The organism is Paenibacillus sp. FSL W7-1287 (assembly GCF_038004245.1).
Classification (GTDB): Bacteria; Bacillota; Bacilli; order Paenibacillales; family Paenibacillaceae; genus Pristimantibacillus; species Pristimantibacillus camelliae.
Window position 1 is genome coordinate 13,025 of record NZ_JBBORD010000003.1, and the last position, 15,789, is coordinate 28,813.

Here is a 15,789-nt window from a genome sequence, read left to right on the forward strand (position 1 = left end):
GCAAGGCACTGGCACGGCGCTGCAGCAAGGCACTGGCACGGCGCTGCAGCAAGGCACTGGCACGGCGCTGCAGCGAGGCGCTGTAATTCCCAGTAACGAAGCATTACATACGCAGCAGTAAGGCGCTGGCATGCGCAGCAGCGAAGCACTGGCATGCGCAGCAGCGAGGCACTGGCACGCGCAGCAGCGAGGCGCTGTAATCCGCAGTAGCGAAGCACTGGCATACGCAGCAGCGAGGCGCTGTAATACGTAGCAGCGAAGCACTGGCATGCCAGTGTTGCCAAGCGCGCTATGCACAGCTACAATGAGTTCAACGTCTAACAGGAAGTGATGAATTATGTCTTCAGTGCAATTTCAATTTAATATTCCGATTGAACAGATGTCCAAGAGCCAGCAAAAAATTGCTGACTTCATCGTTAAGCATGCTGAACGCATTCCGTTTTATACCGAGGAAAATATCGCTTTAGGGGCAGGTGTAAGCATCTCAACGGTTTCCCGCTTCTGGCAAGCAATCGGCTACGATAACTTAAAGGCCTTCAAGAAGCAGCTTCAGGATGCACAGCTTTCACTTACACCCCCAGCTGTCAAGATACAGCAAGTGTTGGATCAAGCTGATTCCAATATTACCAATCTCGCCTTTCAAATGTTTGACGCTGCTGCTGCCCATCTCTCTGAAACGAAGGGAAGGCTGCTTGCCGATCAATATAATCTAGCAGTGAGCACGTTGACCAGTGCACGGCATATCTATGTGCATGCTCCAGGATCTGCGGCTTGCCTAGGACAGCTGCTGCAATTCCGTCTTAATCGTATTGGCATATTCGTGCAGCTTTTAGCTGACAGCGGCCATTCCTTGCATGAGAAGCTCGTGCATGCAGGGAGTGAGGATGTCGTGCTCTGCTTTGGCTTTGTCCGCACATCACCAGAGCTTTCCGTTATTCTCGAACAGTCGCAGCAGGCTGGCTATCGTACCATCCTCATCACCGATCTGCTCGTTGCTGAGATGATCGACCAAAGCGACATTGTGCTTCATGTCGATCGTGGAGAGCGAGAAGCATTTCATTCACTCGTTGCACCGATGGTGCTGGTGGATAGTCTCTCTATCTCGATTACAGGAGAGCACGGTGAAGAGGCCATGCATAAGCTGCAGCAGCTACATCAGCTGCGCAAGCAGTACAGCTCGACTCTCCCAAAATAAAATATCCACATTATCCATCGATGCTATGAAGTTCAGCCTAGTACGTTATATTGTTGCGCCTAGGCTAGACTCTATATCTATTACTATATCTACAACCAATGCTATATCTACATATGTACCTACAAAAGCTCCTATCCAACCACGACAGTGAATGATGTGGCTTAGGAGCTTATCTCTCTTAATATTCCCCCCTATATCTCCCTAAGGTTATCACTCAGCACGGCTGAACAATGATAATCAGGTATTTAACCCCTTTAACTTTTTATCTTTGTGCACACCTATCCACAGAATCGGTATACGTTTTATTACGAAGCAATCATAGCCATCCACAGCTTCCAACAAATATCTCCTCGATCCGCAATACACTCTAACAATTTTACATATTATTTTTTCAGGATTCGACGAGTTTCCCCATAAATATGTGGAGTTATCCACTAGATGTGGATATGTTGTGCACAATTTAACACAATTTATTGATATTTGTATACATATCTTGTGATATCCACATGTGCATAATCAATATGTCACAATGTATCTTTTCTTCGTTTCAGCTGCCATGCTTCATCTGCCAGCTTGGCGATTTTTAGCTTACCAATTCACTTACTGTCAGTCAAACTGTACTGCTCTATTTTTATCTGTGACAACACAATATTGTACGATTGTTATGATTTTGGCTTCAACTAATCAGAATCGCTGTAACAGCGACAACAATAGCACGACAGCTATAACGAGCAACAAAAAAAGCACTCCAGCTGAGACAAGCAACATAGCTGGAGTGCGGTAGATTAATCTATAGAAGTTATAGCAGTAGATCAAGCAAGGTGTGACATGAAACGATAAGTGTAAATTAATCCGAATGGTTCATTAGCCACGCCATTTAGCTACAGATAGCAATAGCCATCAGCATAGCAAGCTTAAACATATACACCATGTTCACAACGACCCGAGGCAGTATAGGTATATGGCTAAGCTGTTAGTTGCCTAGTTTATCTAGCCATCCGTGCATCAGCCACCTGCTACAGTCCGAGCTTCTGTCCTTTCTCAAGACGAACGATCTGCTTCTCACCTTCATCAGCCAGCTCACGGAATTGGCTGATCGTATCACGCATTTTCGGCAGCGCATCCTGCTTGTAGGTGCTAATAGACTCAAGTGCAGACAATACATCCGAAAACGCACTTTTCAGCGTATCGACTGAAATACTCGCCTCTAGCGACTGCTTATGAATCGCCGCTCCTTGCTCCTTCAGCATTCTCGATGTACCGCTGATCAGATTATTCGTCGTTTCATTGAGCAGCTCAATCTTTTTCAGTACAATCTGCTGATTATATAGCGCACTAGCAACGGTAACCGCGATTTTCAGTGCTGATACGGTAACATTACGTGCACGATCGACACCACGTATAAGCTCCTTATTGTTGCGAATGACAACCTCCATCGCCATAATGCCCTGCTGGTTCACGACCAGCATCTGCTGAAGATCCATCACCCGCTGGCGCAGTGGGAACAGCACTTCCTCAGTAATAAAGCGAACCTTATCCTCCGATTCCCCGCGCTCTTTTGCAAGCTCGATTTGACTTTCGATTTCCGTGTCCATCAATACGCCAAGTTGAATTTCCTTTTGCAGCTTTTTCGTTAGCTCGCGCAATGTTTGCTGCTCAAGCTCAAGCGTCGTATTGTCATTACGAAGCACAACCTTACCTTTATCTAGCGATCCAATAATATCAGAGATCACAACATCGGCCTTTTGATATTTAGCAAAATAGTTGCGCATCGGATTGAATAGCTTTCCAAGAAAGCCGGTTTTAGCGAAATCAACCGCGCTCGGATCGAGATCCTTGAGCTGCATATGCAGCTCAGTTAACCCCTTCGCAACCTGACCGCCCTCATCCCCTGACTTGGCTAGACGGCCTACCGATACCTGCAGCATATTATTTTTCTCAGATGACGCACGCATCGTTGATAAACCAAACTTATCGATCGATTGTAGAATCTCGCTTCGCTCATCATACGATTCTACATCAAGTCCGATAATGGTGCTGACATTATTTTTAGCGAGCTCCTTAAGCTGCGTAACCTCTTCCGGCTCTGGCTTAATTTCCTCTTCGATCACCGCTTTAATTACCTCTGGCTCTGCAACTTCCATACTGAATGACATGCAATCTCCTCCTTCATTTCAATAGCTATATGATCTGAAACGTCTGCATCGTCATGCTGCACAAGCTTCCTTTACTTCCTTTTCAAGCAAGCTAGCAAGCTACATTTGCACATTAAGCAGGTTACTAATTTTGTACACGACATCATCCGTATCTGCATTAATGCTCGCTGCTTCATTAATACTCGATATTTCATGAAGCGCATCAATATTCGCGTTATAGCCTATCGTATAGATCGGTATTTTGTACGCCTCGACTAGCCTCTTAATTTCCTTTAATGAGTGACCCTCATTCGTCTCGCCATCACTTAATACGAAAATGAGCGGCTTCACATTCGCATCTAGTGCCATTTCATCCTGCAGCATTTTAATCGCAACAGCGATGCCGTCAAATGTCGCTGTTCCTCCACCTGCCTGCAAACTTTCCACTGCACCTACAAACATGGATTGCTGATTCGTATCATATGCAGCTAGCGGAAGATTGATCTCCACATTGCTAGAATACGAGACAAGACCAATGCTATTGTCACGTCCGAGATATTTTTGTCCGCTGAGCAGCGACTCCTTCAATCGATGAAGCGGCTCGCCATCCATGCTTCCCGATACGTCAGCGACAAAGACTGCTGCAACGGGCTTATTCGCATTTTTCTTTTCCTTCCACAAACGCTGAGCTGACGTAAGGACTGCGCCGTCTACTGTACCAAGCTCGGCTTGATAGTCATTCAACCCATTAAATCCTTTCTTACTTGCCGCCTCTTGATATTTGTCCTGTACGACAAAGTCTCCAAATGCCTCAATGATGTCTAGCTTTTCCTGAGACAGATCGCCTAGCGCATATAACGGACTGTCGTGTCTCACTCCAAAAGGAGTAAATTCATAGCCCGCCTTAAAATCTGTTGCATTGACAAAGGTTTGATATTCAAGAACGAATGCATCCAGCATGCCCGTTTTCGCAGCTTCACGCATTTGAAGCGTCGTTGAAGCGATGAATGGAACATTCGCCTGGAAGCGTTCGAAGCCGCTTACCGCAGCTGAGCTTAGCATGTCGCTGGAATCAAAATTTTGTAGAGCCGTAACAAGGAAATTAAGACCTGTCGAGCTTGCAAATGGGTCGGTATACCCCATCGACAGCACATTATCCGCAATTGCATCCGTAATCGTCTTTACATTGATGTCGCCATACTTCTCAACGAGCTCATCATGCTTCGTTTTCGTCGTTACAACACCCGTAACATTACCAACTAGACGATCATTGACCAGCGTCGTCTTCACGCCTGATGCTTTAACCATCTCACCCCACAGCTCATTAGATGGAGTAAATGCGTCCGGTACATATTTTCCCGAGCGAATATAATCGGTGGCAGTACCTGATGCGATATTGCGAATTTTTACAGAAACCTGCTTGCCGTTTACTTCTATGCCGCTTTTGTTGAACTCCTCCGCTACCTCATTCAGCCAGCCGTCGACGCCTGTTCCTGATTTTTCAGTCGATGAGAAGATCTCAACAAAGGTTGACGTTGAAGGCTCTACGGAGATCGGAAACTTTTCGATATCTGGAAGTGTATCGATTAAGGAAACAGGGTCTAGGTCGACCTGCCCTTTAATCGGTGCGGCGTTCGTTACGCTGATGTTTTTAATCATCTTCTCCAAGCTTTTATTGGCCTCATCAATTGTTACTTCTTTTTCTGTTTTCCCCATGTTCGTCGTTAAGCTTACTCCGATATAAACGATAATAAATACCGCGACTACAATACTAATTAACGTAATAAACTTTTTCTTCACCCTATCTCTCCCCTTTACTGCTTGTAGTATTTCGTTTGCTTGATGAGCTGGTCGATCTCCTGCATGCATGGCATATCGTCAAGCTCGCGATAATCTGTAGTGCCAAGTCGTGTCGTTTCTAGCATAAGCTGATCTAGCTTAATCAAAATTTCTTCATTCGAGCTAATGTAGCCGAGCACATAATCTGTATATTCCTTGCGCAGCTGCTGCTTTTGCTGCGTGACGCGCGGAGATAGCATCCGCTGCATACGCTGATCTGCAGCAGACAGACCCGACAGCTCGCTGCCTCTCAGCTTGCTAATTAAACCTTTTATATTGTTATTAAACAGCTGCTCTACCGCGGATATGACACCTAAAAATCGACTATAGCTTAGTTCACTAGGCTGAAACCGTTGGCTTAATAGATCAAGCAGCGCCAGCTTTTTTTGCTTCATACGGTGAAGCTGATCAAGTGCATGCTGGACCTCCATGCTAAACAGCTTATGCTGTCGATATTGCACCAACGCTTGCTGCGCGTCCTGCTCAACAGCCTCTGTCTCCCGCAGCAAAATTTTATTATCTGGCTGCTTGAATACAAAGCGATAGCTTGCATAAATAACGAGGATACCGCTTAAAATAAGCAATGTAAGTGCTGCCGACTTTTCTAATGGCGAATCACTCGTTAGATCGACACCAAGAAAACCTGGCGATAGGACAATGATATTCACGACTATAACTGCTAAAAGTAAGCCTATTAGCTTAAGGTGCCTCATCACGCTAACCTCCCCCCGAATTGCTGCAACTCTAAATAGTTTACCATATAAATAATGGCAATTTATTATAAATTTGCTAACGTTACTCGTTTATTCATTAGATACGAACTTTTACCATTCACGTTTCATCATATGAGCAAATTCATGTTTGTATTATTAAAAGGACAGCAATAATAGACAGCATTTACAGAAGCTCCCTCGTTCGATATGATGAGCCTAGTACTACATCTAGCAAATTATCCAACCTATAGTTCATAGATTATGAATAGAGAAGAGGAAGGCGAATGAGCGTAACCATTAAACAGATTATCGATACCTTGCCGAGCTCTCCGGTTGAGCTTGAAAGCACTGTAGATCAGCTGCTATATGGGAATGAAAATGACGAGGTTAGCGAAATTGCTGTTACATTTATGGCTAATCAAGAGGTGCTGGAGCAGGCCGTCCAGCTCGGAATTAGGTTCATTATTTCACATGAGGGGTTATACTACAGTCATCATCAAGCCTATCCGCTGCCAGAGGATAGCGACATTTTGTATGAACGAGAGCAGTTTATTAAGAAGCATGGGCTAGCGATCTATCGCTATCACGACCATTGCCATCGCCATCAGCCTGATCTGATTACACGTGGCTTAGTGAATAAGCTGGACTGGCAGAAGCATATCTCACTGGAGACTGCAGTAGCAACGATCGTTCAGGTGCCTCCTACCCCGCTGCAAGCGATAATTACTGCCGTTAAGGATAAGCTTCAGCTGCCATACATACGCTTCAGAGGGGAGCAGAGCAAGCCGTGCAGGAACATCGGTGTGCTCGTAGGCTATCGAGGAAACGGAGCATCGCTCATACCATTAATTGCGAAGCATCAGCTTGATGCTGTTATTATCGGTGAGGGCATGGAATGGGAGGCGCCGGAATATATTCGGGATGCAGCTGCTCTGGGCAGTCCTTGTGGGATCATCGTGTTAGGGCATGCAGAAAGCGAGCTGCCTGGGATAGATTTAATTGGAGAAATGCTGCAGCAGGCACTGCCACAGCTGCAAGTACACCATCTGAAGGCGCAGCCAATCTACACCATTGGATAGCACGCATAACTACACTGGATGAAGACATAATAAGGACGTACTCCAATTCATCAATCATATTGCTTTATTAAAGGAGCGTTGTCCCATGCGTAGATCCAATAACAAGTTGCCGTCTAAATCAGTAGATGCAGATTTTCACACATCAAAACTAAATCGTGTCGTTGATACGGAGAATGAATTTGCAGCAGAGTTTGGGGAAAGTCTATACGGTAGCCAAGCTCGCGAGGCTTTTGAGCAAGAGCAGCTCAGAAAGAAACATGCAAAAAATAAGCAACAATAATACAAAACATCGCCATGCTTTTAATCGCATGGCGATGTTTTGTAATCATATTAGACGAAGACGATTTTTGCTTACATGACTTACTGGGTTCATTTATCCTTACTTTACCGCTACGCTTTTTAAGCCCTTCAGATAGCGATTCGATACAAAGCATTTCTGACCATTTATCATAATAATCTCACGCTTCGCAATATCCACCTCGGCGATATTGTCCTTATTGACGACAAAGGAGTTATGGCAGCGGTAAAACCGTGAATCCATGCTTAATACATCCTTTAGCTTATAGTAAAACTCTACCTGACGATTGACGGTATGCAGTATGAGCTTATGCGGCTGCAGTGCCGTTTCAAAAAACAATATGTCATTATAATCGACACTAATCATTTTTTCGCCTGACTTCACTTGAAACAGCTTGCGGTTTTTGTATGTATTCTTTACATAGCGCTGATAAGCGGTATCCACGCATTCAATGACACGATTCTGTATATCCGTATATTGATCCTTCGAGATATAATCCATCGCCTCTACCTTGTAGGTAAACGTCAAATACGTTAGCTCCGAATGCGTCGTTACAAATACGATAGAGCCTTGATTATCGTATTCACGGATCTCTGCTGCGATTAATATCCCGTTCTTATCTTCTTTAAGATCCACATCCAAAAAGTATAAGCCAACCACATTGTTTGCTTTTACATAGTCTAAAATTTCCTTTGAATGTGCTGTTGAAATCGTAATTTCTGCGTCTAAGTTTTCTATTAGGATGTAATCTGAGATGTACTTTGTTAGCTGACGACGCTGTTCATCGTTATCTTCACAAATAAAAATCTCAAGCATGTTACTAAATCCTCCTAATCCGCTATATCCAAAACCTGAGTAAATTTGCCATGCAAAATTTGAGTATCCATCGTGACATTGTTGCAGCTTGCAACCATTTCACGCAGGTTGTTAAGTCCTAAGCCGCGATTTTCACCTTTCGTTGAAAAACCCTTCTCGTAGATTTTATGAAGCTCTGGTGTTGTTGGTCGGCTGCTGTTCGACACAACGATAATATTGGAGCCCCCACGCTTTATTAGAGCGACATGTACAAAGGGCTTCTCGCAATGAATAGCCTCTTCAATCGCATTGTCTAATATAATACCGACACAACGGCATAAATTGACAGGGTCCATATTAATCTGCTCTACTGGCTCAACAACCTCAACGTTTGCATCGATATTTAGCTCCTGAGCTTTTATAATTTTTGAGGAAATAATCCCCTTCAACTCTTGAATCTTCAAATTATGAAGTGAACCAAGCTTGTAGGCGTTGGACTTCATATTCATACTGATCGGCATAATGTTGTTATTAAAATACTGCTCCAGCTCTTCAATGTTCTTCGCTCTGATATATTCAGACATCGATAGCAGTATATTGATATAGTCATGGCGAAACTTCTGCATATTCGTATACATTTGCTCCAAGTTTTCCGTATACTCAGTCAGCCGTTCGTATTGAATTTGCTGGTTGCGCATATTCGTTTCCTTCACAATCATTCTTGTGAGCAGGAAGCATACGCCGATTAATATGCTAAAGTAAAAAATAAACAGCACACTGTTCGCTCGAATGTTCTCATCTGAAAAACCTGATTGTTTACCTATTAAAATATTAATGTAGAAAATAACGAGGGTAACGATACTTAATATAGCAAACAGCATACTGTAGCTGCGCATGATATAGTCTTGTCTCAAAAAAGATGAAAGTAAATAAGACAGAACAATACTGAGTAATATTGAAACGAAACAAGTGGCTATATTAACGATATCTATAAATAATATCGATCGAATATCTTCAAGTGAGGAGCTCGATAGTAGGATTAATACGGTTTTAACTATGTAATCACTAATTACAGAAATGATTAAAGCAAGTACTGGAAAAACAATGCCAGTGAATAATTTTTTTCTAGAAAGTGTTAAAAGCATTATCCAATATAACAATAAGATAAATACGCCAATAATTCCTTGCCACAAATATAAGGGGTAACCCAATACCGCTGATCCAGAAATCATCGCTATTAACAGATTCCGCTTTATTTGATAACGGAATAATATATATATGGAAAGTGATATCGTGATCGTCTGCAAAGTAATATTAATGAAATCAGACATAAGATGACCTCAAATCTATCTATTATTTGCAATGATGAAATATTTGCAAGCTATTCTATATTATAACACATTCCATAATAATGTTAGATTGTTAACAGAGTAATAAATCTCGACAAACAAATAGACTTTTCCTTGTCAGAGTAGCTCTAACTTGGAAAAGTCTATTATATCGTTATTGATTAACACTGAATGTGCTTACTTTGACTGTTTCAGCAACTCTGCAGGAATCTGTGGCTCGTGTAAGAAGTATGAACAAGCGCTTTCCAAAGCTTGCTCTCCGTTCTTCATTGCGACATTCCCCATGAATTTTGTAGCCATACCCTTCATACCGTTAAGCAGACCTTGATTCTGTTTCGTATTGTTCATAATTTTTAACACTCCTTTTTAATAATTTATATGTGAGTGGTAGGATCATGACGATTTGAAACGCCATGCCCAACATAAGAAGACTCTTAATGAATGGGTCTGGATACAGGAAGGCGATCCCCGTAATCACAGCGCACGCTACTACCGACTTCATTCGAAGTAAGCGTCTTTTCTCGGCTCCGACAATCGGTGACTTGTCCGTATCAGCCGGTGCATACAAATAAAGTAGAGTGATAAACAATAGTCCACATCCGATAACCATCAATCTAGTAAACGGAATGTACTGGCATAGAATAGGTGTGCCGATAAATAAGATAATACTCACAATATTGCATACCGTGCTAGAGTTAGCATGCAACCCGTAGGAATATCTTCTTACTACTGCATAAGCGACATGAAGAATTAACGTTTGAAGAAAAAGTCCCAGCAAGATGGCTGTACCGTAAACAACGAGTCCTTTCGACACGTTGGTTAAGATTGTCTCAATGCCTAGCTTCATCTTCAAGTAGTCGATGTGATCACCTTGGCGCTCCTTGTTCAACCAGAGAGCCATGCGACTCGCAAGCGATTCTATGATCCCTATACGTTGTACGCTTTCTTCCTGCATGTGCTTCACCTCTCTATGTCTTTATTATACATACCAGGACGAGCTATGCATCAAATTGTCTTAATATTGCGTTTATTCATCATAACTGTATCATTTTCCCTATATTTATGACATTCATGTCAAAAAATGCGGTGATTCGTTATGACGCACAGTTTGTCAGTAGCTGCTGACGCAGTGTGTTCATTACATTGTACAGATGAATATAGTATTGCTTGATTTGTTCTCTGCAGTAATGCTCGGGACTATATTCGAACTTTACGGTTGTTCCAGCTTGTCCACATCTAATCCGTATAAATAGCTCGTATGGGCCATATTGATCGGCAGGGACTTCTACCAATCGCTGACAGAGCACCTCCTCATAGCTGTACACGATTGAGTAGTCACTGCGCTTACTAATGGTCGTAAATTCGCCTTCCTTACGTTTTTGATGCTGCAATTGCAAGGTCATTAAGCGACTTCTCATCACACCAAGGCCCTGAACTACCTCACCATTCATATAATAGAAGCAGCCAACTTCATCGAAATTCCTTAGCGTAGAGCGCCAATTATCGATCATCCCGTATAGCTCACCTTCTGAGTCATAGCCGAGCATTTGCTCGACAATAAGCTGGTAAACGACCGACGCCTCCACATTGTACCGTTTCTTGATCTGCTCGATCACCATCATTTGATCACTTGATAGCTCATACGAAGCTGTAATAATCCTCATGCCAGGCTCCTGAATAAGAGGGAACTGGACTGGATCTTGACGCTTTTGCCTGAAATTAGAGGAAATGATCTCCATATTGCGTACTAAACGATAGGAAGACAAATTCCCTGAAGGAAGCTGATACCCACTTCTTAATGCTCTAAAAAGCGTATCCTCAAAGCACTTCACTCCATAATGGTCCACACATATGCTATGAAACTCTAGATACATATAACGCTTGTCATCATACTCCAAAAACTTAATTCGCCAAGGATAGCCCTCTAACAACGGCACACTCGTTTCCTCCGTTATAATATACATCTCCGGCTGCATGCCGATATCCACGATTGGAATATCCCAATCATTTAAAGAGGGGAGCTGCACGATGTATTGCTCATAGCGCTGCAGCTTGCGCTCATACTTGAACTGGACCTGCAGCATAGCATGACTGCTTATTGTGCGATACAACGCCATGCTAAGCTGACTATAGCTCATAGTCGCTGGCAGCTCATACAAATAAGGCTTGCGATAAATAGATCGTCCGCTGCTTCGAAGAATGCTCGATTGCATCCTCGTTAATTCTGTCGCAAAATCTTCAGGGTCATTTGATTGATATCGACTGTAAAACAGCAAATGAATTCTCCTTCCTGTTTCTTCCTCTCAGCAATACCTCCCTGATGCATTCCTATAATCTCTCAGTTCTCGTTCTACATAGTAGCAGTAATATTAAGCCTGCACATAGCAACAAACTAACCATATAACCGAGCAGCTGCTCTATATGTCGGCCTGGATCATCGAAAATGATTGATATCACCTCTGTCAGCCAATAGGTCGGTACAATGCTCGCCATCGAATTGAAGATAAACGGCAGCTCGATACTAGCTCCAATCAACCCACATATAAGAAACAGCGCGCAACCGATTATCGTTAATATTAACCCTTTACCATTGTCTGAACGAGCTAGATTCTTGGCAATCAGTCCAACCCCAGCCGTAATAATAATTAACAAACAGTAAGCACTGAACAATATTAAATAGTCCATGAAGGCTAGTTCTAATTTTGACGGTAGTAGTCGTTCTACTGCCAGCACCATTGCCAGAAGCTGTAACATACTGATAACTAAAAAGACCAGTACCTTCTGACCATAAAAGCTAAGCTTGCTTAACGTGCTAAGAAATATTCGCTGTGCAGTCTTATGCTGCTTATCACTGTAAAACATCATCGTGCTTATAAGCGCTAATATCGTGAGAATACCGATCATACCGCTCATCATGCTAGAGAATTGTTCAACCTGATTAGGCTCATACAGTTTCGCTAGTAAAAGTGCTAGCAGCACAGGCAGCATCACCATACCAGTAAGAACTAATTTACGCTTGACCAAACGTCTCGCATACAACTCAAACACATACATGTGCCAACTTTCCCTTTCTTAACGGATTTTTTCAGAGTATGTCTCGATATTCATTCATCTCTTTATCATCTATCAACGACTCAATCGTTCCTTCAGCAGATAATATACCATCCTTCAAAATGCCAATATGCGTACACAGCTGCTTGATTTCTTCCATATTCTGCGAAAGATATACAATCGTCATCCCCAAATCATGCAGCTGCCTCACTATTTCCATTATAAATGAAACCGCTTTCTTTTCAATATGTTCCGTTAACGAATCCATAATGACAACGTCAGGCATATGCACAATGCCACAAGCAATATTTAATCGTTGAAGCTGCTCATCTGACAACTTGGCCGAGACTAGCTTGCGTTCCTCCCATAGACCCACCAGCTGCAAGGCTTGTTCTACTTGCTGCTTTAGCCGCTCGCCCCGGTACTGATACAGCTTGCCGAATAACATCACGTTCTCATATACCGATACATCATATATTAATGCCTTTTGCTGCGGCACATATCCTACTCTTCGATTCGTGCTAGAGTTGAGACGCTCGTTGAACCACGTTATCGTGCCCTGCTCAGGTTTTTCTAACCCAAGCATCACCTTGGCTAACGTCGTCTTTCCCGAACTAGCAGCTCCGTATAAACCATAAATGCTCTGATCCTCAATCATCAATTCTACTTTTTTTAATATAAGCTGCTTGTGATCATAGCCGAAGTTTATGGACTCCCCTCTAAAAACTGTACGTACCACTCGTATTCCTCCTAATTTGCTACAACCTATCCGAAAGCTAGTGTAGCACGATGTACGTCTCAGTAACTCAACCTATCCTAAATGAGCGCTACAATGTAATAACTGTAAAATAAATATGTCACTCATGATCATAATACTGCCATATCCCCTCATGCAGAGCTTATGACGAATACGTCCTCTCTCAAGAAAAAACGGTCTTTTACTCGGAGTAAAAGACCGTTTTTTGTAAATGCTGCATCGAAGCTATGATATGCTGAAGCTCATTTTCCCCCATATCGCCAAGTCGCTTCCCAAGCTCTTGCTTCATATGCTCGAATGCCTCGGCCATATACTTTTCCCCTAGCTCTGACAATCGAATATATTGCTTTCTGCGATCCGTAGGGTCGTCGAATCTTTCGCACAGCCCTTTTTCCGTCAGCTTTCGCAGCTCACGGCTTGTATTTGGCATGGAAATGCCTTTACACTCGCTAATTTGACTCGGTGTTAACGGCTGGTCGATCGCAATAAACTCCATGATCTCATATTGCAAGGCAGTTAAGCCATGCAGAGGCATTGTTTTCGTCATGTCATAATGCACTTGATGTACGGCCGCTATAAAAGAAACGGTTTGCTGAAATAGCTTGTCTCTCTCATCCATGCTCTCACCTCATAATATTATCAAAAGATAATTATCTATTGACAACTAATAATCGTCATGCTAATTTATTATCAAATGATAACAAAGAAGGTGGAAAATGAAAACCCTCATTATCTTCACCCATCCCAATCATCAAAGCTTAAGCTATGCATTTCTGCAGCAGACGCTGCAAGGGCTAAAGGATAATCGTGTCGAGCATGAGCTTCAGGTGCTCGATCTGTACGCTGAATCATTTGATCCAAGGCTCGTGTTTAATGAGCACCAGCGAAGAAGGGATATGCATAAAGATCCTAGACTAGAGAAGTATCGCCAGCAGCTGCTATGGGCCGAAAAAATTATACTCATCTATCCGATCTGGTGGGGTCGTCCTCCTGCCATGCTGCTTGGCTACATTGATCAAATGTTCGCCTCGAATTTTGCCTATAAGGACGATGGGAAGCTGCTGCCAGAAGGTCTACTGAAAGGAAAATCCGTCGTCTGCATATCGTCGATGAAGGGACCGACGCTATACCCTCTGTTTTGGCTAAATAATGCCCACAAGGTGCTAATGAAAAAAGCGCTGTTTCAATATGTTGGGATCAGAAGGGTGAAATTCTTCGAATTCGGTGGAATGGAGAAGAAGAACGGCAAGCAAGAAAAGCAGCTGAGAAGAGTGTATCAATACTTCAAGACACTCGAAGCTTAATATGCTTATACAACTCGTGTCTTATCGTATTGTTTATCAACACTAAAAACCAACCCTTACGCTGAAGGGTTGGTTTTTAAGACTGGGAAACCTATATTAAGCTTTGCGCTGTTGCTTTTTGCTTCCAAAACATAGATATAAACAAGCCCACAATGAGTAGAATGACAGCCATATAATACGGATAATCTACATCAATATCGAATAGCATGCCGCCAACGATTGGCCCCATGACGTTCGCCAAAGAGGTAAACATCGAGTTCATGCCTGCTACAAACCCCTGCTCGTCACCCGCCACATTTGATAAGTAATTCGTAATGGCTGGACGAATCAGATCAAATCCTACAAAGACGATAAAGGTTAATAGCATAATTGTAAGATAGGAATTCGCCTGTGTCACAAGAAATACGGTTACAGCGGAGAAGATTAGACAATAGCGCACTAACCCGATCTCCCCCAGCTTAACAGTCAACCGATTGAACAAAGCAACTTGAACAATGGCACCAATAATCGCTCCACCCGTAATCGATATCGCAATGTCCTTCGGTGTAAAATTAAACTTGTGATCGACAAACAAGCTGAAAAACGATTCAAACGCGGCCAGGCCGAATGAGGATACAAAGATCATAATAAATGCAATTAAAAACATCGGGATAAACATTTTTTTCAAGCCCGACTTTTTATTCGCCGCAGAATCATGCTGCACCATACGTTGTCGAGCTGGCTCAGATAAAAATAGAACAGAAAGAATCGCGGCAACAAACCCGAGTACAGCTGCCGTATAAAAAGGTACCCTTGTTCCTAGCTCAGCTAAAAACCCACCAATCCCTGGCCCAATGATAAAGCCAGTGCTAATGGCAGCAGACATATAGCCAAATGCCTTCGGTCGACTCTCTTGTGTTGTAATATCGGTAATAAATGCGGTAACCGCCGGCATAATAAAGGCTGCACTCACCCCACCGAGTATCCGCGACAGGAACAAGATCTCTACTGTTTTCCCCATACCAAACAGTAACTCAGATATGCCAAAGATGATTAAGCCAATCACAACGATAATCTTTCTGCCATATCGGTCCACTGCTCTTCCAGTAAATGGTGATACGAATAACTGTGTTAGAGCAAAGGCCGCCGTCAAGTTGCCAACGACTTTACCGCTAATATTAAGCTCATTCATAATCGTTGGAAGGATCGGAATAACGAGCCCAATGCCTAAAAAGGCAATAAATAAATTGCCAAGCAAGATCGCTAAGGTTGAATTTTCTTTTAATTTATTCATA

Annotated in this window: 16 protein-coding genes; 4 read left to right on the forward strand and 12 right to left on the reverse strand. The window is 42.8% G+C overall.

What is annotated here, in order from left to right; translation table 11 throughout:
• Positions 1 to 337 precede the first annotated feature (337 nt).
• Complete coding sequence (locus tag NSQ99_RS22955) at positions 338 to 1,195, forward strand: MurR/RpiR family transcriptional regulator (RefSeq protein ID WP_340839249.1); 858 nt, start codon at positions 338 to 340, stop codon at positions 1,193 to 1,195.
• A 1,016-nt stretch (positions 1,196 to 2,211) separates the two neighbouring features.
• On the opposite strand, the gene NSQ99_RS22960 is transcribed toward NSQ99_RS22955, so the two are convergent.
• From NSQ99_RS22960 to NSQ99_RS22970, 3 genes are all read right to left on the reverse strand, one after another.
• Positions 2,212 to 3,351, reverse strand: a complete 1,140-nt coding sequence (locus NSQ99_RS22960; RefSeq protein ID WP_251669361.1) for a toxic anion resistance protein — start codon at positions 3,349 to 3,351, stop codon at positions 2,212 to 2,214.
• A 99-nt stretch (positions 3,352 to 3,450) separates the two neighbouring features.
• Entirely contained in the window at positions 3,451 to 5,130 is a 1,680-nt protein-coding gene (locus tag NSQ99_RS22965; protein WP_340839250.1) for a vWA domain-containing protein, read from the reverse strand.
• 14 nt (positions 5,131 to 5,144) lie between these two features.
• The gene (locus NSQ99_RS22970; RefSeq protein WP_340839251.1) at positions 5,145 to 5,882 is read right to left on the reverse strand and encodes a hypothetical protein; all 738 of its coding nucleotides are present in this window, start codon (positions 5,880 to 5,882) and stop codon (positions 5,145 to 5,147) included.
• A gap of 284 nt (positions 5,883 to 6,166) precedes the next feature.
• Between NSQ99_RS22970 and NSQ99_RS22975 the strand changes: the two genes are divergently transcribed.
• The gene (locus NSQ99_RS22975) at positions 6,167 to 6,961 is read left to right on the forward strand and encodes a Nif3-like dinuclear metal center hexameric protein (RefSeq protein ID WP_340839252.1); all 795 of its coding nucleotides are present in this window, start codon (positions 6,167 to 6,169) and stop codon (positions 6,959 to 6,961) included.
• Between the two features lie 85 nt (positions 6,962 to 7,046).
• The gene (locus tag NSQ99_RS22980; RefSeq protein ID WP_251669365.1) at positions 7,047 to 7,241 is read left to right on the forward strand and encodes a hypothetical protein; all 195 of its coding nucleotides are present in this window, start codon (positions 7,047 to 7,049) and stop codon (positions 7,239 to 7,241) included.
• A 99-nt stretch (positions 7,242 to 7,340) separates the two neighbouring features.
• On the opposite strand, the gene NSQ99_RS22985 is transcribed toward NSQ99_RS22980, so the two are convergent.
• The 8 genes from NSQ99_RS22985 to NSQ99_RS23020 form a co-directional block, all read right to left on the reverse strand.
• Complete coding sequence (locus NSQ99_RS22985; protein ID WP_251669367.1) at positions 7,341 to 8,075, reverse strand: LytR/AlgR family response regulator transcription factor; 735 nt, start codon at positions 8,073 to 8,075, stop codon at positions 7,341 to 7,343.
• Between the two features lie 14 nt (positions 8,076 to 8,089).
• Positions 8,090 to 8,968, reverse strand: coding sequence for a sensor histidine kinase (locus NSQ99_RS22990; RefSeq protein WP_340839253.1), 879 nt, complete (start codon positions 8,966 to 8,968; stop codon positions 8,090 to 8,092).
• 612 nt (positions 8,969 to 9,580) lie between these two features.
• Complete coding sequence (locus tag NSQ99_RS22995) at positions 9,581 to 9,751, reverse strand: cyclic lactone autoinducer peptide (protein ID WP_340839254.1); 171 nt, start codon at positions 9,749 to 9,751, stop codon at positions 9,581 to 9,583.
• Entirely contained in the window at positions 9,717 to 10,358 is a 642-nt protein-coding gene (locus NSQ99_RS23000) for an accessory gene regulator B family protein (RefSeq protein WP_340839255.1), read from the reverse strand. The genes NSQ99_RS22995 and NSQ99_RS23000 overlap by 35 nt, the downstream gene beginning before the upstream one ends.
• A gap of 139 nt (positions 10,359 to 10,497) precedes the next feature.
• Positions 10,498 to 11,679: a hypothetical protein gene (locus NSQ99_RS23005; RefSeq protein ID WP_340839256.1), complete on the reverse strand. Its 1,182-nt coding sequence runs from the start codon at positions 11,677 to 11,679 to the stop codon at positions 10,498 to 10,500.
• 52 nt (positions 11,680 to 11,731) lie between these two features.
• The gene (locus NSQ99_RS23010) at positions 11,732 to 12,427 is read right to left on the reverse strand and encodes an ABC transporter permease (protein WP_340839257.1); all 696 of its coding nucleotides are present in this window, start codon (positions 12,425 to 12,427) and stop codon (positions 11,732 to 11,734) included.
• 61 nt (positions 12,428 to 12,488) lie between these two features.
• A complete protein-coding gene (locus NSQ99_RS23015) occupies positions 12,489 to 13,193 on the reverse strand; it encodes an ABC transporter ATP-binding protein (protein WP_340839258.1) in 705 nt (234 codons plus the stop codon).
• Positions 13,194 to 13,392: 199 nt separating this feature from the next.
• Positions 13,393 to 13,830 (reverse strand): MarR family winged helix-turn-helix transcriptional regulator, encoded by a 438-nt coding sequence (locus tag NSQ99_RS23020; protein ID WP_251669379.1) that lies wholly within the window; start codon positions 13,828 to 13,830, stop codon positions 13,393 to 13,395.
• A 97-nt stretch (positions 13,831 to 13,927) separates the two neighbouring features.
• Here NSQ99_RS23020 and NSQ99_RS23025 point away from each other — a divergent pair, with 97 nt between their 5' ends.
• Entirely contained in the window at positions 13,928 to 14,515 is a 588-nt protein-coding gene (locus NSQ99_RS23025; RefSeq protein WP_251669381.1) for an NAD(P)H-dependent oxidoreductase, read from the forward strand.
• A 91-nt stretch (positions 14,516 to 14,606) separates the two neighbouring features.
• Here the strand turns inward: NSQ99_RS23025 and norA are convergent, their stop codons facing one another.
• Entirely contained in the window at positions 14,607 to 15,788 is a 1,182-nt protein-coding gene (gene norA, locus NSQ99_RS23030) for a multidrug efflux MFS transporter NorA (protein WP_340839259.1), read from the reverse strand.
• Between the last annotated feature and the right edge of the window lies 1 nt (position 15,789).